26 protein-coding genes are annotated in these 22,563 nt (G+C 42.8%); 8 read left to right on the top strand and 18 right to left on the bottom strand.

Annotation, left to right across the window (positions count from 1 at the left end; genetic code table 11):
* The first annotated feature begins 22 nt into the window (after positions 1-22).
* From GVX98_RS02190 to msrA, 3 genes are all read left to right on the top strand, one after another.
* Positions 23-1,075, top strand: a complete 1,053-nt coding sequence (locus tag GVX98_RS02190; protein WP_159127135.1) for a DUF4105 domain-containing protein — start codon at positions 23-25, stop codon at positions 1,073-1,075.
* A gap of 95 nt (positions 1,076-1,170) precedes the next feature.
* Positions 1,171-1,629 (top strand): META domain-containing protein, encoded by a 459-nt coding sequence (locus GVX98_RS02185; protein ID WP_159127134.1) that lies wholly within the window; start codon positions 1,171-1,173, stop codon positions 1,627-1,629.
* 114 nt (positions 1,630-1,743) lie between these two features.
* A complete protein-coding gene (gene msrA, locus GVX98_RS02180; RefSeq protein ID WP_159127133.1) occupies positions 1,744-2,271 on the top strand; it encodes a peptide-methionine (S)-S-oxide reductase MsrA in 528 nt (175 codons plus the stop codon).
* A gap of 58 nt (positions 2,272-2,329) precedes the next feature.
* Here the strand turns inward: msrA and GVX98_RS02175 are convergent, their stop codons facing one another.
* From GVX98_RS02175 to GVX98_RS02155, 5 genes are all read right to left on the bottom strand, one after another.
* Positions 2,330-2,734 (bottom strand): biopolymer transporter ExbD, encoded by a 405-nt coding sequence (locus GVX98_RS02175; protein WP_058868889.1) that lies wholly within the window; start codon positions 2,732-2,734, stop codon positions 2,330-2,332.
* On the bottom strand, positions 2,734-3,357 hold the full coding sequence (locus tag GVX98_RS02170; RefSeq protein ID WP_004692475.1) for a MotA/TolQ/ExbB proton channel family protein: 624 nt from the start codon (positions 3,355-3,357) through the stop codon (positions 2,734-2,736). The genes GVX98_RS02175 and GVX98_RS02170 overlap by 1 nt, the downstream gene beginning before the upstream one ends.
* Before the next feature lie 19 nt (positions 3,358-3,376).
* A complete protein-coding gene (locus GVX98_RS02165) occupies positions 3,377-4,144 on the bottom strand; it encodes an energy transducer TonB (protein WP_159127132.1) in 768 nt (255 codons plus the stop codon).
* Between the two features lie 214 nt (positions 4,145-4,358).
* Positions 4,359-5,225, bottom strand: a complete 867-nt coding sequence (purU, locus tag GVX98_RS02160) for a formyltetrahydrofolate deformylase (protein WP_004692478.1) — start codon at positions 5,223-5,225, stop codon at positions 4,359-4,361.
* A gap of 71 nt (positions 5,226-5,296) precedes the next feature.
* Positions 5,297-5,998 carry a TetR/AcrR family transcriptional regulator gene (locus GVX98_RS02155; RefSeq protein ID WP_005400842.1) on the bottom strand — a complete coding sequence of 234 codons (702 nt, stop codon included), beginning with the start codon at positions 5,996-5,998 and terminating at the stop codon, positions 5,297-5,299.
* 116 nt (positions 5,999-6,114) lie between these two features.
* Between GVX98_RS02155 and GVX98_RS02150 the strand changes: the two genes are divergently transcribed.
* The 4 genes from GVX98_RS02150 (at position 6,115) to GVX98_RS02135 (ending at position 9,987) form a co-directional block, all read left to right on the top strand.
* Positions 6,115-7,563 (top strand): coniferyl aldehyde dehydrogenase, encoded by a 1,449-nt coding sequence (locus tag GVX98_RS02150; RefSeq protein ID WP_004979000.1) that lies wholly within the window; start codon positions 6,115-6,117, stop codon positions 7,561-7,563.
* A gap of 159 nt (positions 7,564-7,722) precedes the next feature.
* On the top strand, positions 7,723-7,959 hold the full coding sequence (rpmB, locus tag GVX98_RS02145; RefSeq protein ID WP_000048256.1) for a 50S ribosomal protein L28: 237 nt from the start codon (positions 7,723-7,725) through the stop codon (positions 7,957-7,959).
* 12 nt (positions 7,960-7,971) lie between these two features.
* Entirely contained in the window at positions 7,972-8,127 is a 156-nt protein-coding gene (rpmG, locus tag GVX98_RS02140; RefSeq protein WP_003654787.1) for a 50S ribosomal protein L33, read from the top strand.
* Between the two features lie 144 nt (positions 8,128-8,271).
* Complete coding sequence (locus GVX98_RS02135; protein ID WP_004978997.1) at positions 8,272-9,987, top strand: cation:proton antiporter; 1,716 nt, start codon at positions 8,272-8,274, stop codon at positions 9,985-9,987.
* 57 nt (positions 9,988-10,044) lie between these two features.
* Here the strand turns inward: GVX98_RS02135 and GVX98_RS02130 are convergent, their stop codons facing one another.
* The 6 genes from GVX98_RS02130 to GVX98_RS02105 form a co-directional block, all read right to left on the bottom strand.
* Positions 10,045-10,323 carry a hypothetical protein gene (locus tag GVX98_RS02130; protein ID WP_004692486.1) on the bottom strand — a complete coding sequence of 93 codons (279 nt, stop codon included), beginning with the start codon at positions 10,321-10,323 and terminating at the stop codon, positions 10,045-10,047.
* 105 nt (positions 10,324-10,428) lie between these two features.
* The gene (locus tag GVX98_RS02125; protein WP_159127131.1) at positions 10,429-10,932 is read right to left on the bottom strand and encodes a DUF6586 family protein; all 504 of its coding nucleotides are present in this window, start codon (positions 10,930-10,932) and stop codon (positions 10,429-10,431) included.
* 75 nt (positions 10,933-11,007) lie between these two features.
* Positions 11,008-11,370, bottom strand: a complete 363-nt coding sequence (locus tag GVX98_RS02120; protein ID WP_228716252.1) for an ASCH domain-containing protein — start codon at positions 11,368-11,370, stop codon at positions 11,008-11,010.
* A gap of 40 nt (positions 11,371-11,410) precedes the next feature.
* Entirely contained in the window at positions 11,411-11,671 is a 261-nt protein-coding gene (locus GVX98_RS02115; RefSeq protein ID WP_004692489.1) for an RNA-binding protein, read from the bottom strand.
* A 98-nt stretch (positions 11,672-11,769) separates the two neighbouring features.
* The gene (locus GVX98_RS02110) at positions 11,770-13,758 is read right to left on the bottom strand and encodes an ATP-dependent helicase (RefSeq protein WP_159127129.1); all 1,989 of its coding nucleotides are present in this window, start codon (positions 13,756-13,758) and stop codon (positions 11,770-11,772) included.
* Positions 13,759-13,907: 149 nt separating this feature from the next.
* On the bottom strand, positions 13,908-15,068 hold the full coding sequence (locus GVX98_RS02105; protein WP_171503303.1) for a glycerate kinase: 1,161 nt from the start codon (positions 15,066-15,068) through the stop codon (positions 13,908-13,910).
* Positions 15,069-15,370: 302 nt separating this feature from the next.
* On the opposite strand from GVX98_RS02105, the gene GVX98_RS02100 reads away from it, so the two are divergent.
* Positions 15,371-15,820 (top strand): carboxymuconolactone decarboxylase family protein, encoded by a 450-nt coding sequence (locus tag GVX98_RS02100; RefSeq protein ID WP_159127128.1) that lies wholly within the window; start codon positions 15,371-15,373, stop codon positions 15,818-15,820.
* An 85-nt stretch (positions 15,821-15,905) separates the two neighbouring features.
* On the opposite strand, the gene GVX98_RS02095 is transcribed toward GVX98_RS02100, so the two are convergent.
* The 7 genes from GVX98_RS02095 to GVX98_RS02065 form a co-directional block, all read right to left on the bottom strand.
* Positions 15,906-16,475, bottom strand: a complete 570-nt coding sequence (locus tag GVX98_RS02095; protein ID WP_004978978.1) for an HdeD family acid-resistance protein — start codon at positions 16,473-16,475, stop codon at positions 15,906-15,908.
* Positions 16,476-16,594: 119 nt separating this feature from the next.
* Positions 16,595-17,353: a hypothetical protein gene (locus tag GVX98_RS02090; RefSeq protein ID WP_058868882.1), complete on the bottom strand. Its 759-nt coding sequence runs from the start codon at positions 17,351-17,353 to the stop codon at positions 16,595-16,597.
* 47 nt (positions 17,354-17,400) lie between these two features.
* Positions 17,401-17,847 carry an NUDIX pyrophosphatase gene (locus GVX98_RS02085; protein ID WP_159127127.1) on the bottom strand — a complete coding sequence of 149 codons (447 nt, stop codon included), beginning with the start codon at positions 17,845-17,847 and terminating at the stop codon, positions 17,401-17,403.
* A 96-nt stretch (positions 17,848-17,943) separates the two neighbouring features.
* A complete protein-coding gene (gene topA / locus GVX98_RS02080; protein WP_159127126.1) occupies positions 17,944-20,586 on the bottom strand; it encodes a type I DNA topoisomerase in 2,643 nt (880 codons plus the stop codon).
* A 36-nt stretch (positions 20,587-20,622) separates the two neighbouring features.
* Entirely contained in the window at positions 20,623-21,072 is a 450-nt protein-coding gene (locus tag GVX98_RS02075) for an ammonium transporter (RefSeq protein ID WP_004692510.1), read from the bottom strand.
* A 70-nt stretch (positions 21,073-21,142) separates the two neighbouring features.
* Complete coding sequence (locus GVX98_RS02070; protein ID WP_159127125.1) at positions 21,143-22,132, bottom strand: hypothetical protein; 990 nt, start codon at positions 22,130-22,132, stop codon at positions 21,143-21,145.
* 179 nt (positions 22,133-22,311) lie between these two features.
* Positions 22,312-22,557 (bottom strand): SlyX family protein, encoded by a 246-nt coding sequence (locus GVX98_RS02065; RefSeq protein WP_004692513.1) that lies wholly within the window; start codon positions 22,555-22,557, stop codon positions 22,312-22,314.
* Positions 22,558-22,563 lie beyond the last annotated feature (6 nt).

Here is a 22,563-nt window from a genome sequence, read left to right as displayed (position 1 = left end):
TATTCTTTTTGCTAAAAGCACGATGCACAACATGATCAAAATAGAATTTTGGCGGACACTGGGCTTTGGATTACTCCACACCCTGTTTAGTATTTTTGTCTTGTTCAGTTCAATTTGGCTGTGTTTTGCATTGTGGATTCAAGCGCCTTGGGGTTGGTTGGTCAGCCGTATTTTTATTGGAATCTGGATTGCTTTTGCGCTCAGCATTTTAGGCATCTATATTACCCAAAGCTTTTTTGGTCGTCGCCTCGATATCATCCTTTATCTCCTTGGCTTTTTACTGGCGTTGTCTTGGTATTTTAGTTTAGATGCTCGCCAAGACCGCGACTGGCAACCTGAAGTAGCAAAAATTTTGCATTATGAAAAACAAGGCGACCATGTCACCCTTCATAATGTCCGTAATTTCACATGGCACCCAGACGGCTCCTATACTGAACATTGGGATACCCGCTCTTTCGATCTAAATCAAATCACTGGGGTCAATATCATTACCTCATACTGGACGGGGCCACAAATCGCGCATACTTTGGTCAGTTTTGATTTTGCCAATACCGCACCGCTGACCTTTTCTATTGAAATTCGCAAAGAGAAAAATGAAGAATTTTCAGCGATTGGTGGTTTTTTTAGAAAATATGAGCTGAGTTTAGTGGCCTCAGATGAGCATGATATTGTGTATACCCGTAGCAATATTCGTCACGAACAAGTCTATTTCTTTCCTGTTCGCCTCGGACAGGCTGAAAGTAAAGCACTGTTTGTAGAGTATTTACATAAGGCAGACGAGCTCGCCAAGCATCCTAAGTGGTATAACACCCTCACCAGTAATTGCACCACCTTGGTGTTTGATATGGTTCAGGCCGTTTCACATGACGCTTTACCGACCGACTATCGTATTTTAGCTTCAGGATATTTACCAAACTATTTGTATGACTTAGGCGCGATTAGTCCACAGTGGGATATGAAAACATGGTATCAAAAAGCCTATATCAATCCACGTGTAAGCAAAGAAACAGAGTTAACCAGTCGTGAGTATTCACAGCTTATTCGTCAGGGCTTACCCGTTGACCAAACACGCTAAAGTCTGCAACGAAAAGCTGCAAGTTAAAACTGGCAATCAAGGACAAAATTTGCTTTGATAGTTCAGACGATACATCACAATAAGAGTCTGATCCCATGTTAAAAAAACTGATTGCAAGCAGTCTTTTAGCGAGTAGCTTAATCATGACTGGCTGCCAAACTGCACCACCTCCATCTGATACTATTGAAATGGCCAACATTCAACAACTCCAGCAACGGACTTGGATTTTGATGCAAATCGGCAATACCGAAATTAAAACAGCACCAAATGAACGTAATATTCCAAGCCTTCAGTTTTCAGCCGATAACCGCATTAGTGGTGCAGATGGCTGTAACCGCATTATGGGCAGCTATACCGTCGGACGCGATACGCTCACCTTGAGCCAGCTCGCAACCACCCGAATGGCCTGTATCAATAACAGTGCTGTCCCGCAACAGTTCCAAGAAGCGCTGGCAAAAGTGACACATTACCAAGTGTTTGGTAAAACACTGAAACTACTCGATCGACATGGTAACTTGCTGCTACAGTTTGGCTCTGCCATTCAACCACGTTAAATTGTTTCTATAAAAAGCCTGTAATCACAGGCTTTTTTAATCTGTAACAGACAACATTGTACTGAACAAATCAGCCCTTATATAAACAGATATAAACACAATTAGGATTTTAAAATGCAACAAGCACTCTTTGGTGGTGGATGTTTTTGGTGTGTAGAAGCGGTTTATTTAGAGCTTCAGGGCATACATAAAGTGACCAGTGGTTATGCAGGTGGAGATACCGATAACCCGACGTATGAAGATATTTGTCGTGGCGATACCAACCACGCCGAAGTTATTTTAATTGATTTTGATGAAACTCAAATCAGCTATGCTCAGCTGCTCGATGTATTTTTTGCCACTCATGATCCGACAACACTCAACCGTCAAGGCAATGATATCGGCACCCAGTATCGTTCAGTCATTTACTATTTTAATGATGCGCAGCGTGCTGATGCAGAACAAGCCATTGCCGACTTAAAGGCAGAAGGTCTCGACATTGTGACCGAACTCAGTCCTGTACCAACGTTCTATTCGGCTGAAGACTATCACCAGAACTTTTACGCTCGTAACCCATCTCAAGGCTATTGTAACTTTGCCATTCCGCCAAAACTGATGAAGCTGCGCTCTAAGTTTCAGGCTTTATTGAAAGACAGCCAATAACTCAAGAATTCACCATAAAAAAAAGCGACTTCAAGAGTCGCTTTTTTTTAACATCAACTTAGTTATCGCTGACGAAAGCAATATCCGCCAGTCCAGCTTCACTCGCACGAGACATCACTTGTGCGACCATATCGTAACGAGATTCTTTATCTGCACGAAGTTGAACCGTTGGCTTGGTTTCCAACTCACCCGCCTCATTAAAACGCGTTTGTAGTTCTTCCAAGCTAATCACTTGATTATCCCAAGCCACTTCGCCATTTGCATTAATGCTTACCGTAATGGCTTTAGGTGGAGGATCTACAATATCAGCCGTCGTTTTTGGTAAAGTTAATGGAATTGATGGGTTGGCAACGGTCGCTGTCACCAAGAAGATGATCATCAAAACCAGCATAATATCGATCAGCGGAATGAGGTTCATCTCATTCATGCCAGCATCGTTATCGTCACCCAATTGAAAAGCCATTAAGCTTGACCTCCAACTAAACCTTGTTGAGTCGCTTTACTTTCTACTGCCGCAGGTGCTGAGTCTTGTTGCAACATAGTATCAATGAGCAAGCCGTGTGCTTGGTCTTGAAGCTCATGTGCCAAAGTACGGTTTACACGCGCACAGATGTTATACGCTAACACCGCAGGAATCGCGACAGCCAAACCTAAACCCGTCATGATCAGTGCTTCACCTACAGGAGTTGCAACTTGCGCTAAGCCCGCTTGACCACTTTTGCCAACAGCAACAAGGGCATGGAAAATTCCCCATACTGTACCGAACAAACCAACGAACGGTGCAAGCGATGCAATCGTACCTAGAACTGAAACACCTTTCTCAGCATTCGCTTTTTCAGCAGAAATTTGACGAAGAAGTGCTTGTTCTGCAACTGCTTTACGTTGTTCAAAGTTCAGTACAGCAAACTTTGATTTTAACTTAGCTAAAGCTTGCGAAAGTTGAGCATAAGCTTGTTGTTTCAATTGACGTGTACCCATGATACGTAAAACAAAGATGGTCCACGTTGCAATCGACATTGCCAACAAGATGAAATACAGTGTCTTACTGACTGCATCAGCATGTTGCCAATAAACTGAAAAGTTCATACTCGAACTCCTGATAAAGTTAGCGTTTTGTATTCAATTCTAAATCAAATGGTTGCTCAGCCCGAATTGGATAAGCCACACCATTTTCTTTATAAGGTTTAAATTTAGCGCCTTTGACAGCTCTTAAAATCTTTTCATCTAAAGCAGGCACACCACTTGAGCGCGTAATACGGGCATTCACAATCGACCCTTTTTCATTCGCCTCAATCAGCACCACGACTCGACGGTTTTCACCTTGTAAATCTTGATTACTATAAACTGGTTTTGGGGAGCGGCTCCATTGCACACCTGAACCACCAATCGACACCGACTTAGGTGAAGTATCAGCTGGTGCAGCCTGAGTAACAAGTTTCGCTTGCTCTGGTTGCACGACAGGTTTTTCGACTTTTTTCTCTGTAATCGTCGTGGTGACTGTCGGTTTTACTGGAGTTTCGGTTGGTTTAACAACCGGTTTAACCACTTCTGCTTTTTTAACTTGTTGAACCTTTTCTACCTTTTTCGGTGGGGTCGGTTGTGGTTTTTCCACAATCTTCACTTCCTTCGGCTTAGTCGGTTCCTTTTTCGGTTCTTCCTTCGGCTTAGGCGGTAGCGGTTTTGGTGGTTCTTGAATTTTAACGAAGCGAACCTTCAATGGTTCTTTTTCAATCGGTTTGAGTTCAGGAGCTTTCATGTGGTTCACTGCCCACAATACGCCCATATGGCCCACGACAACCGCGATCAAAGCAGCAAGAACTTTCTTTTTCATCGGGTTGGGAGTCTGCATAGGAGAAATAACTGTTGAACTCATTAAAATCGGTGACCTAATTTAAGCGAAGTGGCCACTGGGTTGGTTTCCACTATAACGCTTATCGGTTAGTACAATAAAGTAGCGCAATGATAAATGAGAAGTGTTTTCATTTGCAACTATTAATTTGTCACTTTTTATGGTTTTTTCTAATCGTACTCAAACAAAAAGGCATACTTAATGCATGCCTTTTTCAGTCTTGCTTGCAACCAATTTTTTATTGGAAAACGACTGTTTTGTTACCATCAACAATAATACGGTCTTCTAAGTGCCACTTCACTGCACGTGCCAAGACATTACGTTCAACATCCTGACCCAATTCACGTAATTGATCAACCGTAAAATCATGGTTCACACGCTCTACATCTTGCTCAATGATCGGACCTTGATCCAGATCCGCTGTGACATAGTGTGCAGTTGCGCCAATGAGTTTCACACCTTTTTCATGCGCTTGCTTGTATGGGTTTGCGCCAACAAAAGCCGGTAGGAATGAATGGTGAATGTTGATCACTTTCATTTCCCACTTTTCGACAAATGCTTCATCTAGAATTTGCATATAACGCGCAAGTACCAATAAATCATTGCCTTGCATTAATTCATCAATTTCAGCATAAGCTTCGCGTTTGTTGTCCTTCGTTACAGGGACAACTTCAAACGGAATGCCAAAGTTCTCAACCGCTTCACGTAAAGTTTCATGGTTAGAAATCACTTTGGTAATTTCGCACGGCAAACCACCACGCGCATGACGCCATAACAGCTCAAGTAAGGCGTGGTCTACTTTAGACACTAGAATCCCGACTTTTTTCACGTCGCTGACCAGCGCCAAACGCCATTGCATTTCATAACGCTCTGCTACATTTGCAGCAAAAGTTTGAGTGATGCTTTCTTTACGAGACTGTAAATTGTCTAGTTCAAACTCAACACGCATAAAGTAACGTCCGCCCTGAGCTTCAGTCGCGTATTGATCAAGCGCAGTAATATTCGCGCCTTGATGATACAAAAAGCTCGATACAGCTTGCACGATCCCTGGCTTATCTTCACAAGTAATCAGTAAACGTGCTGTGTTAGCAGTTGTCATATTCATGTCAGTTTAAATCAGTAAAATGAAAATCAAGCCGAGTATTCTAGCGCTTTTTACTCAGCTGTCAAAACACCTTATGGCTTATCATCCGATTTAAATGACGCCAAGCTCGAAAACAGTTCAGATGGCCCCATCGTATCCAACAAGCGCTCATACGTCTCACGACTTTCACCACGCAAATAGGCCCCTTCTAAGAACACCATTTGACGGAGAGCCTGCCAAACCCACTTTTCTTCTAATGTATTGGAGTCAGTGATATGACCCGACATATAAAGGAAGTTGGTCCAGTTGGTCAGTACAATCCATAAATTGATAATCAGGGCTTCAATTTCAGACGACGTCATTTGCATTAAGCCTGCATCAACAAAGGCCTGATAGATTTTTTGCCCTTGCTGCATTACCTGCCCTGCAAAACGTGGATACATCTTGCGGAAGTCTTCATTGTTTTCAACCAAATGATAGACATCACGGTGTAAAAAGCGATAAGCCCACAACTGGCTGCTCAGCACCTGAAAATAACGAATTTTATCATTGGCATCTAACAGACGGTCATCTGGCAAAGCCAGCATCTGTAGCGTTTCGCCTTGATACTGTTCCATGAGCTCTTTGATAATTTCACTTTTATTGCGAAAGTGATAATACAAATTGCCCGGACTCATATTCAATTCAGCTGCAATATGATTGGTCGTAACAGAACGTTCTCCACGCTCGTTAAAAAGCTGCAAACTGAGTTGCAAAATACGTTCTTTGGTTTTCAACGTTTTAGTTTGAGACATCCTAAAATAACCATTCATTCAGTGCATTAGAAGACTAACACATAAAGTAACTTGACCAATTAGAGCAATTACTCTAAAAATTAAACATAAATTGAAATTTGAAATGGTAGTGCGGCATGAACAGTCAAACAAAAACAACTTCATTGACACCACATTCTTATGATATTCAGCACCTACATGATGTGCTTGAACAGCAAAAGCACGCTTATTTACGTTATCCATTGCCAACAGCAAAAGAGCGTATTGACCGTTTGGCACGACTTAAGCGTATCTTAGTTAAGTATCAAGATCAATTTGCAGAGGCAATTAATCAAGACTACGGCAACCGTTCCACCAGTGAAACTAAAATTGGGGAATTACTTACCTGCCTTGAACACATCAAATATTATAGCAAGCATTTAACCACGTGGATGAAACCCTCGAAACGTCACGTTTCAATCATTCACCAACCGGCTAAAGCATGGGTGCAATATCAACCTTTAGGTGTGATCGGCATTATTACCCCATGGAACTATCCTTTATTACTCTCGATTGGCCCCCTGATTTGTGCTTTGGCAGCAGGCAACCATGCCATGATCAAAATTTCCAGTTCATCGGGTAACTTTGGTCGCATTCTTGAAAAAGCACTCTCCGAAGCCTTTCCTCAAGAGTTAGTTTCCGTGACCAATGGTGGTGGTGCAATTTCAGATGCCTTTTGTCGTCTGGCTTTTGACAAACTGATTTTCACAGGTTCAACCAATGTCGGTAAAACCGTTATGGCTGCTGCGGCAGAGAACCTCGTTCCACTAATCCTCGAACTTGGCGGAAAATCCCCGGTGTTAGTACATCCTTCTATTCATTTACGGGATGTTGCGCAGCGCATTGCTGCAGGAAAACTGTGGAATGCAGGTCAAACCTGTGTGGCACCCGACTATATGTTCTTGCCTAAAGGTAAAACTGCCGAGTTCATTGAACACTTCCGCGAGTGTGTGGAAGAGATGTATCCCGACATTCTGCATAATCCAGACTACACCTCGATTATTAATGACCGTCAATACAACCGCTTACAAGGTTATCTCGAAAATGCACGTGAACATGGTGCACAAGTGGTTGAAATCAACCCAGCCCATGAAACCTTCTCCGATACACGTAAAGTGCCCCCTACACTGTTAACTGGGGTCACGCCTGACATGCGTATTATGCAAGAGGAAATCTTTGGGCCACTGCTGCCGATCATGGAATATGATCAAATAGACGATGTTATCGAGTTTATTAATAGCCGTCCGCGTCCACTTGCATTATACTACTTCGACTTTGATCAGGCGCGTGCAGATTATGTTGCACAGCGTACTCATTCAGGGCATTTCGGACAAAATACGGTTTTGACCCATGTCGCACAAGACGATTTACCATTTGGTGGCGTTGGTGCATCAGGTATGGGGAAATATCATGGTCCAGAAGGTTTCTTCAGTTTGTCGCATGAACGGTCAGTGATGTCGAATCCCAAGTTATATAGCTTGAAATTCATTCTCCCACCGTTTAACAAACCAATTCACAAGTTGATTTCAAAGACCCTTCTTCGCTAAATGATCAAGGCATGACCTATCGCACGGGTTTATGCCTAGTTTTAATGAAAATCGCTTGTCTTTTAAGCGCATTTTTGGTATAAAACGCCCCTTGAATGATTTCATCCGTTTACTTAATAACTAGCGCACAATCGGTGCTGTCTAGCAATGGAGTTCACCATGTCTAAGGTTTGCCAAGTTACCGGCAAGCGTCCAGTCGTTGGCAACAACGTCTCGCACGCCAATAACAAAACCAAACGCCGGTTCGAGCCGAACCTGCATCACCACCGTTTCTGGTTAGAAAGCGAAAAACGTTTCGTACGTCTTCGTCTAACTACAAAAGGTATGCGTATTATCGACAAATTGGGTATCGAGAAGGTTGTTGCTGACCTACGTGCTCAAGGTCAAAAGATCTAAGGAGTCTGAACCATGCGTGATAAAATTCGCCTAGTTTCTACTGCTGGTACAGGTTATTTCTATACCACAACTAAGAACAAACGTACTATGCCGGAAAAAATGGAAATCAAAAAATTTGATCCAAAAATCCGTCAACACGTAATCTTCAAAGAAGCTAAAATTAAATAATTTTAGTTTTTTGAAAAAAACGACCGGCTTTAGGTCGTTTTTTTTTGCTTTTTTTTCGTTCGACTTGTTAAACTTTTAATCTCTTTTGGCACCATTTGTGCCTTGCTTCTTTTTCACCCTTAACTTTTGCTTAAGGAGTTTTTAGTGCCTCATGACGTAGATCTCATTATATTACTTGCTGTCGGTTTTGGGCTTGCGCTCATTTTCGGCTATCTTGCCGTACGCTTACGCCTTCCCCCGCTGATTGGTTATCTAATTGCGGGTATCATTATTAGCCCCAATACTCCCGGTATTGTCGCAGACATTCATTTGGCGAACCAATTGGCTGAACTTGGGGTCATGTTCCTCATGTTTGGTGTGGGCATGCATTTTTCCCTCAATGACTTATTACAAGTTCGACGCATTGCACTGCCTGGTGCTATTTTACAAATTGCTGTCGCGACCCTGCTCGGAATAGGCGTCAGTATGATCTGGGGGTGGAGTTTTGGCTCTGCCTTGGTCTTCGGCTTAAGCCTGTCTTGTGCCAGTACAGTGGTATTACTCAAAGCACTGGGAGACCGTGGTCTACTCAATTCGGTCAACGGTAAAATTGCCGTAGGCTGGCTCTTGGTCGAAGATCTGGTCATGGTCTTGGTGCTGGTACTCTTACCCGCAACAGCAGCTCTACTCGGTGGAGAAGCCCTTGCAGGCGGCGCTGATGACAACATTTGGCTTACCTTAGGCATCACCTTACTCAAAGTAGTAGGCTTCATCGCTTTTATGCTGATCATCGGGAAACGTCTTGTTCCAATGATCATGCAATTTGTTGCTCGACTTGGTTCACGTGAACTGTTTACCTTAACCGTGGTGGCTGCTGCAGTCTCAATCGCCTTTGGCGCGTACAAAATTTTCGGTGTTTCCATGGCACTGGGCGCTTTCTTTGCCGGGATGGTCGTTAAAGAGTCTGACTTTAGCCACCGTGCCGAAGAAGAAACTCTCCCACTACGTGAAATTTTTGCCATTTTGTTCTTTGTTGCAGTGGGCATGTTATTTGACCCACGCATCTTAGTGGAACAACCTGTTCATGTGCTTGCAGTCGTTGCAATTATTATGGTCGGCAAAACCATTGCCGCTATGGCACTAGTGCTCTTTTTCCGCTACCCCATCAATACAGCCCTCACCGTCGGTGCTTCACTGGCACAGATTGGTGAGTTTTCCTTCATCTTAGCGACACTCGGGGTTTCACTTAAACTCTTGTCCTTAGAAGGACAAAACCTAATTTTGGCAGGGGCACTCATCTCCATCACCTTAAACAGCTTTGTGTTCTCCGCAATTGAACCTGTACAACGCTGGATTCGTGAGCGCTCGCATCTAGCACGCTTACTGGAACGTAGTGGTGACCCATTGGCAATGCTGCCTGATGAAGTTTCACAAGACTACTTACGTGATCAAGTGGTGATTGTTGGACATGGTGAAGTGGGGCGTCGCATTACCAAACAATTGATGGCCGAAGACATTAAAGTGGTAATTGCGGAAGAAAACCGTGAAATTGTAGAAAACCTGCGTGAAAAAGGCATTGCGGCTGTTTCTGGCATGGCGACAGACCCTGGCGTACTGATTCAAGCCCATATTCAACATGCGCGCCTGTTGGTACTTTCCCCGATGGATATTTTAGATATTCATAAAATCGTGGATATTGCCAAAACCCTCAATCCTGAGATTCAGGTTTTGGTATGTGCAGAAAGCAAAGAAGAAGCCGAAGTGATTCGTCGCGATCAAATTGGTGAAGTTTATTTTGCAAAAGAGGAAATGGCGAAAAATATGAGCAATCATATTTTAAATCAAATTCAGATTGCACATCATCAAGCACCCACCCACTAGGGAACAAACAGTGGATACAAAAAAACGCACTGTTCCGTGCGTTTTTTCTTATTCAGCTTAGCTGAAGAACTGTGGCTTTTCGTCCACCACTTCCGCTTGCCACTCGCCCACTTGTTTTTCAAGTAAGCCGTATAAAGCCGCTTGCACCATCTGCTGAGCAACGACTGTTGTCTGGTCGCCCAATAATGCTTTGAGCTCTTCATTAAACTGGATCGTGACTAAAGGTGCACTCTCCGAACCTGCGTTACGTAGTGCGAGCTCACCACCTTCAAGTTGAACCAATTCTAAAATGGCTTCTTGATTTCCAAATAATTCTTTCAATTGTTCTATAGACATATTTCCTCCATGTTCAACATGGTGGCAAAGGCAGTTGCACTTTGCTTCGCTTAGACTTATTGATATAAGGACAAATTTTCAAACTTCAAGCGCTGTTCATCGCTTTTAGAATTCAACCATCTCATTCCGAAAGCCATCGATCAACGCCGTTAAGTCTCGATGCCACTCGCGTAAAATTTTGGTATCGGGTAACCATGCCTGAGGGGTTTGAGTGACTTTGATGATCAGATTGGATGAAGTTTCTGACTCAGGTTCAGGTGTACTCGGCTCTGGCGCATACTGACACAAGCGATAAGCACGTTTTAACTCAGCAATGAAACCTTCTTTCGATAGTTGTTGCATCACAGTCACTTCAGGCGAGACTTGCCCTTTAGCTGCCATATGCTCTTCTATGGACTTCAACGTTGGGTTAACGTCATTTAAGCGGTAGTAACGGACCAACTCTTGTAGAAACGCAAGCACCGCGCCATGCAAGTGAAACACAGCAGCCTCACGGTAAGCCTGAGCTTGTTGCACATGATCAATTTGTTCTGCTTGTTGACATGAAAGTCGAGCAAAGTAGAGTTTTTGGTTTGTGCGATCAGCATGGTAACGGGCAACACGGGTCATGAAGGGTGTTCCTAAGTTTTGGCGTTTATAACAATTCTAAGAGTAATCTTTCTATACAGCAGTGCATAATAAAAATTATGCATGATCTATTTCAATAAAATAAATCTTTCTTTTTGCTATGACAGGCATTGAAATATGGATTGGACGTACATTTGTCAGTACCCAAGCCCAATACCCCTCTTCCCAATACGATGCCATCGCCGAATCAAGCTCATCTTCTCTCCATGAGTGAATCGACTCAACATCAACCATAGCAACAGCATACCCCAACTCATCATCGTCCTCGTGGGTTAAATAGTGCTTATTTTCCACAATAATCAAATCTTTGAGTGGCCATTGCTCTGGTCGCCAAGAACGGATCTCTAAGGTTTTATTTCCTTGAGAAATTTGTCGTCCCATCGGCGCAACAATCGATAAAGCTGGATAGATTTTTTTCATTTTATCCCATAAAAAAGGAGCATCCATTGCTCCTTTTTATTTATGCTTCTGGCTTCTCAGGTTTATCTTCCGCCTGTTTGACGCGAATACCCGTGCCATGCAAACGTAGTGTATTCAGCCCTTTAATGGCTTTAATCGCTTCACGTGCATGCGGCATTTCAACAAAAGCAAAACCTTTCGATTTACCTGTTGCTGCATCAAGGATTAAATTACATGATGCAACTGTGCCATATTGCTTAAATAATTCAAGCAGTTCAGCTTCAGCCACTGTACGCTCTAAATTACGAACTAAAATTTTCATCTTACAACCTTCAAAAATAGGCAAAATCATCAAAAAGCAATCGCCTACGCTACTTTCTGAACATTGCACCACAAATACCACAATGTAATCTGTTTAGTTTAATCGAGATTAATACCAAAATCTAAATTAATCGATTGGCGCTCAATTAAAGCACTCTTTACGGTTTGCTGACGAGGCTTATGATGGGTTTCCATGCTACACAAATTTCGGGTCAGATCATTTAAAAAGTAGCTTTCAACTTTACGCCCTTGCTCATCAATCACGTCTCGCGCCCATAGACTTAAATTTTGCTTGGTTAAAATCAGCTCATTCTGAGCCCGGGTCAGCGCCACATACAAGACCCGACGCTCTTCTTCGACATCATTAAAATCACCTTGGGCACGGGCATGCGGATATTGCCCTGGGGTGACATTGACCACATAACAAACTTTTTGCTCTGTGCCTTTGGCCGAGTGAATGGTAATCAGGGTGACGACATCACTATCGGACTGGCGTTCGATTTCAGAAATCGACACAGGATCAAGCACATATTCCTCAAGGAACTCACTCAACTGAGCATGTTTAGACGCCAATTGTTTGACCAGCTCAAAGTCACCTTGCCGGCGGTTCCAGTCTTTTTTATAATTTTCAGCCAATTGTGCTTCAATCGCCTGAATACCCAAACTGACACAAGCCTGTACTTCCTGTTTCAGTACCGTCATTTGCTTCATGATCAACACAGTTTCAGCTGGAATCCGCCCAAATTTCTCTAATTTATCAAAGATCAAATCAAACTCAGGCTCTAGTAAAAGTTGCTGCGCAAGACGGCTTGCACCCACATCCCCCACCCCATTCCACAAGGTGAGAAAACGCATCCATGCAATATCATCTAGAGGATTGGCAATCACGCGTAGCAAGCTCAGTAAATCTTTCACATGTGCGGTTTCAAGCAGTTTCATGCCCCCAATAAAGCGATAAGGTACATTGGCCGCAATACACGCTGCCTCAATATGCCGTGCTGCAAAGCTAGAACGCACCAAGACCATATGATCCGACCAGCGCTGTCCTTGTAAGTAGTGGCGCTCTTTAATATCGATCGCAATCCATTTTGCTTCATCAAACTCATTTGGGAAAATGTGCATGCGAGGCTTCACACCCTCACCCCGATGAGCATCTAGACGTTTATTGTATTGAATTTCAGATTGATCGAGCAGCCAATTGGAAAGGTCTAAAATTTCTTGGGTAGAACGGTAGTTTTGTTCTAATTTAAAAATTAGTGCATTCGGCACACGCTCTTTGAAATGGTGAATATTTTCAAAATCTGCCCCACGGAAACCATAAATCGACTGTGCATCATCACCTACACAGAACAGGCTCACTTTGTCTTTAAGCGGTTCAAGCAAAGCCCACTGCAAAGGATTGGTGTCCTGCATTTCATCGACCAGCATGTGTTTGCAGAGCGATGCCACATAGTCGGCTAAACCTTCTGACTGGTCGAGTGCTGAGGCCACGATCGCCAAAATATCGTCATAATCTAAAAAGCTACGGGCACGCTTGCGTGTCTCGTACTCTTTCATGATTTCCGCAATTTGATCTTTAAAAGCCAAATGCTCAGGATGCTGTTTTTCTAAGGCATCACTCAACTTTTGACGCGTATTTCGTGCAAAAGAATATAAGTCACACAGTTCTTGCGGTTTAGGCAGCTGATTGGGATTTTTCTTGTCATCTTTCCCACGAATCAGGCGGAACATCATCAGCTGATCATCTCGATCAATAATTGAAAACTGCTCTAAACCAAAGGCTTTCGGTACACGGCGCAGCAGATACATACAAAAAGTATGAAAAGTAGAAGCACGCAGCCCTTTTGCCTGCTCACCTAAAGCCAGCTCCACTCGCGCCACAATTTCACTGGCTGAACGACGAGTAAAGGTTAAAATCTGAATTTGGTTGGCAGGAATCCCTTGATCAATCAAGTATGCAGCTCGTGCCACAATGGTTTTCGTCTTGCCACAGCCAGCCCCTGCGAGCACCAGACTGTGTTGCGACTCAGTCGTGGCAGCTTGTTTTTGTTGCGGGTTTAATTCATCAATTAGGCTGGCTAAACTCATAATCACTCATCAATTCGTGGATGCTACTAGTTTAACAAATCTATGACATCAATATGAGGCTTCAGCAACGATTATCCATTTCTATCTAAAATACACCTTCAGATCTATGGCCCAGACCTTATGCTCAAATCGCTTGCTGCCTCAAAAAATTAAAACTCACCTTGCTCAGTATGATTTAAAAGCAAAAGTCGAGTGATGTCCTCACAGCTGTTTTGCAAATTCTGCTCTGCGTTTTTCAATGCTGTTGCTAAATCACAGTCAGGTTCATTGATCGAAACAATTTGACTAAACTCTTCATCAAATAATGCCTCAACATCCTCTCCGACACGTCCAGCAAAGGCAATCACTGGTTTATTCAACTGCTTGGCTAACTGAGCCACTGCCCACGGCGTTTTGCCAAACTTGGTTTGGAAGTCGATACTTCCTTCACCAGTAAAGACATAATCGGCTTGCTTTATTTTCTCCGCCAGTTGAGTTTGCTCAATCACCCACGTCGCGCCAGACTGAAGCATAGCGCCTGTAAAAGCCATTAGACCAAAACCTAGCCCACCTGCGGCGCCTGCCCCTGCAACATTACGTATCTGTAGATTAAGCTGTGTTTCCACCACATCGGCAAAATGACTCAAATTTCGATCCAACTTCTCAATCATCTCTGCGCTCGCCCCTTTTTGCGAGCCAAACACATGCGATGCACCCTGTGCTCCACACAGCGGATTAGTGACATCGGAGGCAATTAAAACTTGAATCTTTTGCAAGCGTGGGTCTAAAGCCTGCATATCAATCCGTTTAATATCTCGTAAATGACCACCACCAACGGGCACGTCCCGCCCTTGTGCATCTAAAAAGCGTACTCCAAGCGCCTGTGCCATACCACTACCTGCATCATTAGTGACACTGCCTCCAAGAGCCAAAATGATTTTGGACACGCCTAGATCCAATGCATGCCGAATCATTTGCCCCGTTCCCAAAGTTGTGGTCAGCAATGGATTTCGCTGTGCGGGCTCAAGCAGATGAATACCATTGGCTTTGGCCATTTCAATAACAGCCGTTTGCCCGCCATCAAATAAACCCCAATACGTTTTCACTCGTTGTGATGGCAAGGGCCCTGTCACCTCACATTCGACTTTTTGGCCAGCTAAAGATGTTAATAAAGCATCGACTGTGCCTTCGCCGCCATCGGCCATAGGCACATGTATACATACAGCATTAGGAATTATGTTTTGAATTCCACGCTGCATCGCCGCACAGGCCTGTTCTGCTGTCATACTTTCTTTGAATGAATCGGGCGCTAAAATAAAAGTTGTCATCATCCATAATTTTTTTAGAAAATTTAATTTATTAATAACACGATTTATAAATTTCCCGCCCGCATTTTTCTCTTTTCATTGTCCTTGGCACAGTTCGTTATCATTGAAGTTGAGTACATTTCGATAAAGTTAAAATAGCCTCAATGATTTTTTAATTTTAAACATAGAAGAGCTTTACTGTGCTGTCACCAAAACGACTACCATAGTTCATTTGGTTTTAATGCATAAATTAAACAAAGTGCGAATCAATTAGCCGATAAAATCATCATTAAACATTCAACGCTCTTTAAAAAAATAGGTGATGTATGGAACGAATTAACTTGGGAAAAGCCATACCTGAACTCTATAAAACAGTATTAGAACTCGAAAACTTATCCATGCAAAAAGTCCAACAAGCAGGTCTTGAGATTGGGTTTTCACACTTGCTGAAACTAAGAGCCTCACAGATTAACCAATGTGCATTCTGTGTGCGTATGCATACACAAGATGCCATGAAAGCAGGTGAATCAATCGAACGGATTGCCCTCATCAGTGCATGGCAAGAAAGTGAATATTTTTCCGAAAAAGAACGCGCCGCGCTGATTTTAATTGAAGAAATCACACTCATTGCTCAGCAGCATTTCCCCGATTCGGCGTATCAAGAAGCAGCAAGAATCTTATCCGATGCAGAAATTGCCACTATTGAATGGATCGCGATTGTGATTAACACGTGGAATCGTATTGCGATTTCAAGTCAATATGCCGTCAATCCATAAGCATGCCATTCAGCTTTACACATGATATAAAGCACACGAAAAAAGGGAGCCTGCATGAGGCTCCCTTTTATTTTTTAAGAATGCTTTATTCAGATTGGCTTGCTGGTGGAATCTGCTTAATGGCTGCCGCTAGAGTCAGATAATTAATCCCTTGGAATAAAATATCAAAAGCAAGGAATAAGCCCAGCACCCAAAATGGGGCATCTGGTGTGGTTAAAATCATAATGCCTGCCAGCAGAGTTAAAACACCAGAAAAAAGTGTCCAACCCCAACCTTGGAATGCTCGAAATAATATTGCATTAAAGATACGAATGACCCCTGCAATAATCAAGAAAACCGCTAAAACACTGGTCAAGACAATGGCTGTTTTCACAGGTGTAGTAAATGCGTAATAGCCCGCAACCAAATACAACACACCAAACAAAGCCCATAGCCAGCGGAAGCCACCCTCAAAAATCTTAAAGGCTGCGATGAAGTGTAGAACACCACCTATCATCATGAGCACGCCAAAGATAAACACCACAGATAAGGTGGCAAAAGGCAAAGCTGCCAAAAGGACGAAACCAAACAACACCAATAAAATCCCTAAACCCAAATACCATTTACGATTTTCATGGAGTTGATGGCGAACTAAATCATTACCGACTGTTTTCATCTTCTTCTCAAGTTTGATTTTCGTTCACTTAGTTTTAACATGTTTTGCATCGAACTTGTAGGTTTGAGTTTATCCACACAATCAATTCATGCTGTGGATAAACTCAGCATTATCCACAGTTATTTTTTCCACCCAATTTCAATCGCAGTGATCTCATTCACCAATGTTTCATCAATCGACTCAGGCATTTTACTCTGTGTTTGTGAGGTTGGAATGTGCCCAGCCATTAATTCAGCTTTGGCTTGAGGGAACAGCGGTTGTTGATTTGGATAAGCATAACCCGCAGGATACATCGGCTGTCCTGTGGCTAAGTCGTATTTATCACTGGCACCAAAGGCATGTAAAAGCTCATGTGCAAGCACGACTTTGTTTTGCTCGGTTTGCTTGTTAGATGCAAATAAATTCACCGAACCGATGCGACCTTTTTGCAAAGCTGTCGAGTGTTTCAGCTCTTTGGTCAGTGCTGGGTCATAATAGTTCAAATACAAAGTAACAGTTGGTGCACCATCTGAACCTTGATGGTTTTTCCATGCATAATAACGGAACTTTAAGCTCCACAAGACTGTATCTAATAAACTTGCCTGCTCAGGCACTTTCGGCGGTAGCTGTTTGAGTTCACGCCCAAGTTGGAAGTAAATCGCAATCGGTTGACCGCGATATGTCGCAGACATTTGCTCTAAATAACCTTGTACCCCTTTTAAGTTTGCAGGCGTCAATTGCTGTATATATTGCTGCGTTGTGCCTTGCCCGTCTGCATTTACTGGATGGAGTAATACAATAATGGGCTTGCTCCAATCTTGATTCTGATCTCGATAAGCATTTAAAGCGACCACCAATAAAATCAGTAGCAAGATTAAAATACGAAGTTTTTTCCACATATTTGATCCCCAATTTTTAATAATTTTTTATCACAATGATCAGCACATTACGTAATTTCTAAATGTATTATAGGTTGTTGTAATACAAAGTTTTCCCAAATAAAGTCGTATAATTTTCTTTGATTCGAAAATACAGCCAAAGTTTTAGCTTCTGATAAGCTGCACCATCGATATTCAGTATGCTCATGATTCAATAGAACAGATTGGTTTTCAGCACAAAAGCCCACAAATGCGGGAATCATTTCAATCACATTCAAGTGTGGTTCATAGAACTGCTCAATGTAATCTGCACTAAATAAACGTTGAGGCTGAATAGCAGTTTCTTCTTTGATTTCGCGAAGTATCGCTTGGCTGGCGGTCTCATTCTCTTCAACCTTTCCCGCGACATGACACCAATAATCACCTTTAACACGCTTCATCAATAACAGTTTAATTTCACCCTCAATTTTTGACAGTAAAACAGCGGATACAACAACAGAGTGAATAGGAATCATACATTAACCAAAATCTTTTTTTATTTATAGCTGTGCATCATATAAAAAATGCCCACCAAAGTGAGCATTTCTTGATTATTTCTAAGCAATTAAAACTTAAGCTTCAACCCATTTTCCATCATTGAATACCAATGACCATTTGGTTTGCTTACCTTCAGGCGTTTCAGAACCAATATATTGCGCTTGATTCTTACGGCTAAATTTCACCAAAGTTGGATTTCCTTCAGGGTCAGCATCAGGTGCTTGCAAAATAAACTGATACTTCGGATCAAGCTGATCGGCAACACTACGAAGTTCCGAAACTTTTGGTGCACGTGTTTCACGTACTTTCGGGAACTTACTTGCCGCCAAGAATAAACCTGCTGCCCCATCACGTAATACAAAAAAGTCATCATGCTTGGTTGAACGTAAATGTTCCATCTTAATCGGGTCTACACGCGGAGGTGCAGGTTGACCACTTTTTAAGACTTTACGTGTGTTATCACAGCTTGAGCAAGCAAAATAAGGACCAAAACGACCCGTCTTCAGTTGCATTTCCCCATCACACTTGTCACATGGAATGGTTGGGCCATCATAACCTTTGATTTTGAACTCACCTTCTTCAAGTTCAAAACCAGCACAATCTGGGTTATTACCACAAACATGTAGCTTACGACCACCATCGATCACATAACTGTCCATCGCAGTTTCACAGATTGGACAGCGTTTTTTCGACATCAAATCTGCTGTTTCTGCTGCATCATCATCAGAAAGTGCGGCAAGTGATTCAACAGGCGTTAAGTTCAACGTGCCTTTACAACGCTCTTTCGGCGGTAAGTTATAGCCAGAACACCCTAAGAAGACACCTGTGGTTCCCGTACGAATCTGCATTGGGCGGTCACATTCTTTACAGTGAACTGCTCCCACCTCTACTGGTTGATTGCGGCGCATGCCGCCTTCACCTTGCGCATTGGTCAGGCGTTTTTTAAAGTCGCCATAGAAACTGTCAAGCAACTCTTTCCAATTGCGTTCGCCATCAGCCACTTTATCGAGCTGACCTTCTAAGTCCGCGGTAAAGTCATAGTTCATGAGGTTATTGAAACTTTCATCTAAACGATCAGTAACAATCTCACCCATTTTTTCAGCAAATAGACGACGGTTTTCCAGTTTGACATAACCACGGTCTTGAATGGTCGAGATAATCGCCGCATAGGTCGATGGACGACCAATGCCCTTTTTCTCAAGCTCTTTCACCAATGACGCTTCAGTAAAACGTGCAGGTGGCTTGGTAAAGTGTTGCGATGGATCTAATTTTTCAAGCGTCAGGATTTCACCCACTTTCACCGCAGGCAATAACACATCATCGTCCGACTTGTTTTGACCACGGACTTTAGTGAAACCGTCAAAGACTAAGGTGCGACCTCTGGCTTTAAGTTCAACACCGTTGGCATCCACTAAAATAGTCGATGACAAGTATTCTGCTGGTGTCATTTGACACGCGACGAATTGACGCCAGATCAAATCATACAAACGTTGTGCATCACGTTCCACACCCACCAAACTGTCGCCTTTTAACGCCACATTCGATGGACGAATCGCTTCGTGGGCTTCTTGTGCACCGGCTTTGTTACCATAGCGGTTCGGCTTAGCAGGCAGATATTTCGCACCAAACTCGGTCTCAATATGATGACGTACCATATTCACCGCATCGTCACTCAAAAAGGTCGAGTCGGTACGCATATAGGTAATAAAACCCGCTTCATACAAACGCTGCGCCAACATCATGGTTTTCTTCACAGAAAAACCCAGACGTGTACTGGCTGCTTGTTGTAAAGTCGAGGTGATATACGGCGCGCTCGGATTCACCTTGGTCGGTTTATCTTCACGTGCTGAAACTTTGTAATCTGCGTCTTTAATGAGCTTTAGTAAAGCATCGGTATCGGCTTTATTACGTAGCTTTAAGGCTTTACCTGCTTGTTTGACGGCTTCTAAACGAATCTCATCGGTCTGAGACTTAGTGTCTGCAAAAACTTGCCAGTATTCTTCGGGAATAAACGCACGAATTTCACGCTCACGCTCAACCACCAGTTTAACTGCGACAGACTGAACACGACCTGCCGATAAACCACGAGCAATTTTTTCCCAAAGTAAGGGCGAAATCATAAAGCCGACAACACGGTCTAAAAAGCGGCGTGCTTGTTGTGCATTAACTTTATCGATATCAAGGCGTGCTGGATGCTTAAATGCATCTTGAATGGCATTTTTGGTGATTTCGTTGAACACCACACGTTGATAACGTGAGTCATCGCCACCAATCACTTCTTTTAAATGCCAAGCAATTGCTTCTCCTTCACGGTCCAAGTCCGTTGCGAGATAGACCTCGTCAACTTGCGAAGCAAGCTTTTTCAGTTCAGCAACCACATGCTCTTTGCCTGGAAGCACTTCATAATGTGCTTTCCAGTCATGCTCAGGATCAACCCCCATACGATTGACCAGTGCATTTTGTGCTTTTTCAGCTTTCTGAGCATCGGTCAGTTTGGTTCGTGTTGCTGGCTTCTTTTCTGCAGTCTTACTAGAACCACCTGTAGGTAAATCACGCACGTGACCCACAGACGACTTCACAATGTAATTCGAGCCTAAATATTTATTGATTGTTTTCGCTTTTGCAGGCGACTCCACAATCACTAAAGCACGCTTTTTCCCAGCCTCAGGAGAATCTGCTGTAGTACTTTTGGATGTGGACCGAGGAGCTTTCGCCATATTAACCGTTAATCCTGTTTCAATGGGTCTGTAAAATTAAAGTTCAGCCAAAGACTGTAAATATGCTTTCATGGCATCTAACTGGGTTGCTCTTAAGTCAGAATGCTCATCCCAATAGAGTCCCACGCAGTTTGCTTGCATATCAATAGCATAAATACCCTTTAATTCAATGGGTAAATGTTTAAACTTGTCATCACCTGTAATGAGCTCAAGCTGTTGATCAACAACGCGAGCGCGCATTAAAGGTAGGCGTGCTTCTGGAATCAGGACACTGTAGTACGCCACCATGCTGGCCCGGTTTTCCGAAGCCATTGGTATTTTCGTCCAGTCAGGTGCAGCGACTAAACGCGGGTGTAAACCCATCTTGCGCGCTTTATCACGCATTTCACCTAAAGCTTTCTCTCTTGGACTTACACGAAGTCCAAAAATCGAGCCGAGGATGAATAAGATGATAAATCCGACAACCCAAATTCCAGTATTTTCCATAGCACAACCTTTTTATTCCTTTATTAGAGTTGCATAAGCACAATATAAAACGCAAGTTTGAACGATAAAATTAATTTAAGAACATTTCATGACTATATAGAACTTCGTGTCCATTCCAATAAATATAGCCTTTATCGAGTAGCTCTTTCAGTAACATACGCACATCTGACTTCGGAAACATTTGCTCAAGCAAATCACGGAGTGCATAGATATCTTTGGGTTTATTGGTTTTTAACTCGCGCAGTTTTCGTGCAACCTCAAGCTGTACAGGGTCAATCTGTGCAAAGTTTTTAAACAACTCTTGTTGCGCGGACTGCGTATCTGCAGTTGGTTCAAGCACATCTACGACACTGTCTTTTTGCAGTTGCTGTAGCGCTTGATGCATGCTTTGCGGCTGTGTAATTGGGTCTTGTTCATCTAAATTCAGTGCCAACCACTGCTTCAACACTTTTTTACGAAAGCGAATCTGCTCATCATAGCGTTTGATGATTTTGAGATTAATCAACATCCCCACCACCCGCTGTGTCTTTTCAGGTACGAGTTGCAAAATATTACTTATTGAATTTTTTAGACCGTCCAATGTGTTCGGCTTACCTGACATTTTCCCCAAAGCATCACAATATTTTTTGACCATTTTTAAATAAGGCTGATTTTTGATGCTGTCTAAACTGGGAAGATGACGTTGACTTGGTAACGCTTCAGACTGAATGAGGATCAAATTGCTCTGAATATGCGAAGATTGCATTAAGTCCAAAAGTATTTCTGTTGTATTGACCGCAGAGATAATTTCAACCTGCGTCTCTGGCTCAAGCAAAGCCATTAACTGCCCCACCACAACGGCGTATTCAAACTCTTTTTGCTCGGCTTTGGGCGTATCTAAAATCACCACTTGACCACTGCTGATCCAAGCAGCTAATTCTGTTAAATCTTGCAATGCATACTCAAATTGACCTTGGCAATGAAACAAATACAAAGTCGGATAATGCTCCACAATCTCGCGCAACAATTTGGCCGTCGGAACATTATTTTCAAGGTCAAGAAGAACAACTTTTTGAGTCATAGGACAGTTTTTATGGGATGCACCAGAAAGCGGGTATTAGAGTAGGAACTGCATCAAAGGTCAAATGATTTCGTCAGTCAAATCGAGCTTTGAGTTGGGTAAAACAAAAAAAGAGAGAAGGATCAGCAATATCTTCACCCCACATCACAGCATTTTTTAGCCCCAGACAGCAAATGAACTTAATAATGTGGTGGACGATCGGCCATCGGGTCAAATGTTGCAATTCCATCAGACAAATCTGAAGATTCAACACGTTGATACAAAATTTGCATTTGTTTTTTTAAATCAGCAATTTCCAGCCCTTGAATCACCAATTGTTCATTGAGCTGTTCAACTAAATCATCTAAAAATGCAATTCGGACTTGCAAATCTTCAATGGGTGCGGACAATGGCGCTTGATTATCAATATTTTGTTGTTTAGACACTTCAAG

Origin of the sequence: Acinetobacter sp. 8I-beige (assembly GCF_902505955.1) — a bacterium.
GTDB classification, from domain to species: Bacteria; Pseudomonadota; Gammaproteobacteria; order Pseudomonadales; family Moraxellaceae; genus Acinetobacter; species Acinetobacter johnsonii.
This window is presented reverse-complemented; position numbering and strand designations above follow the sequence as displayed.

Excerpts from the sequence above, each read along its gene's own strand:
- topA (WP_159127126.1), bottom strand. The coding sequence starts at position 20,586 with ATGGCGAAAGCTCCTCGGTCCACATCCAAAAGTACTACAGCAGATTCT.
- GVX98_RS02130 (WP_004692486.1), bottom strand. The coding sequence starts at position 10,323 with ATGTCTATAGAACAATTGAAAGAATTATTTGGAAATCAAGAAGCCATT.
- GVX98_RS02185 (WP_159127134.1), top strand. The coding sequence starts at position 1,171 with ATGTTAAAAAAACTGATTGCAAGCAGTCTTTTAGCGAGTAGCTTAATC.
- GVX98_RS02175 (WP_058868889.1), bottom strand. The coding sequence starts at position 2,734 with ATGGCTTTTCAATTGGGTGACGATAACGATGCTGGCATGAATGAGATG.
- GVX98_RS02090 (WP_058868882.1), bottom strand. The coding sequence starts at position 17,353 with ATGTGGAAAAAACTTCGTATTTTAATCTTGCTACTGATTTTATTGGTG.
- purU (WP_004692478.1), bottom strand. The coding sequence starts at position 5,225 with ATGAATATGACAACTGCTAACACAGCACGTTTACTGATTACTTGTGAA.
- GVX98_RS02170 (WP_004692475.1), bottom strand. The coding sequence starts at position 3,357 with ATGAACTTTTCAGTTTATTGGCAACATGCTGATGCAGTCAGTAAGACA.
- GVX98_RS02105 (WP_171503303.1), bottom strand. The coding sequence starts at position 15,068 with ATGATGACAACTTTTATTTTAGCGCCCGATTCATTCAAAGAAAGTATG.
- msrA (WP_159127133.1), top strand. The coding sequence starts at position 1,744 with ATGCAACAAGCACTCTTTGGTGGTGGATGTTTTTGGTGTGTAGAAGCG.
- GVX98_RS02120 (WP_228716252.1), bottom strand. The coding sequence starts at position 11,370 with ATGAAAAAAATCTATCCAGCTTTATCGATTGTTGCGCCGATGGGACGA.
- GVX98_RS02125 (WP_159127131.1), bottom strand. The coding sequence starts at position 10,932 with ATGACCCGTGTTGCCCGTTACCATGCTGATCGCACAAACCAAAAACTC.
- GVX98_RS02190 (WP_159127135.1), top strand. The coding sequence starts at position 23 with ATGCACAACATGATCAAAATAGAATTTTGGCGGACACTGGGCTTTGGA.
- GVX98_RS02110 (WP_159127129.1), bottom strand. The coding sequence starts at position 13,758 with ATGAGTTTAGCCAGCCTAATTGATGAATTAAACCCGCAACAAAAACAA.
- GVX98_RS02150 (WP_004979000.1), top strand. The coding sequence starts at position 6,115 with ATGAACAGTCAAACAAAAACAACTTCATTGACACCACATTCTTATGAT.
- GVX98_RS02085 (WP_159127127.1), bottom strand. The coding sequence starts at position 17,847 with ATGATTCCTATTCACTCTGTTGTTGTATCCGCTGTTTTACTGTCAAAA.
- GVX98_RS02100 (WP_159127128.1), top strand. The coding sequence starts at position 15,371 with ATGGAACGAATTAACTTGGGAAAAGCCATACCTGAACTCTATAAAACA.
- GVX98_RS02155 (WP_005400842.1), bottom strand. The coding sequence starts at position 5,998 with ATGTCTCAAACTAAAACGTTGAAAACCAAAGAACGTATTTTGCAACTC.
- GVX98_RS02115 (WP_004692489.1), bottom strand. The coding sequence starts at position 11,671 with ATGAAAATTTTAGTTCGTAATTTAGAGCGTACAGTGGCTGAAGCTGAA.
- GVX98_RS02165 (WP_159127132.1), bottom strand. The coding sequence starts at position 4,144 with ATGAGTTCAACAGTTATTTCTCCTATGCAGACTCCCAACCCGATGAAA.
- rpmB (WP_000048256.1), top strand. The coding sequence starts at position 7,723 with ATGTCTAAGGTTTGCCAAGTTACCGGCAAGCGTCCAGTCGTTGGCAAC.
- GVX98_RS02075 (WP_004692510.1), bottom strand. The coding sequence starts at position 21,072 with ATGGAAAATACTGGAATTTGGGTTGTCGGATTTATCATCTTATTCATC.
- GVX98_RS02095 (WP_004978978.1), bottom strand. The coding sequence starts at position 16,475 with ATGAAAACAGTCGGTAATGATTTAGTTCGCCATCAACTCCATGAAAAT.
- GVX98_RS02070 (WP_159127125.1), bottom strand. The coding sequence starts at position 22,132 with ATGACTCAAAAAGTTGTTCTTCTTGACCTTGAAAATAATGTTCCGACG.
- rpmG (WP_003654787.1), top strand. The coding sequence starts at position 7,972 with ATGCGTGATAAAATTCGCCTAGTTTCTACTGCTGGTACAGGTTATTTC.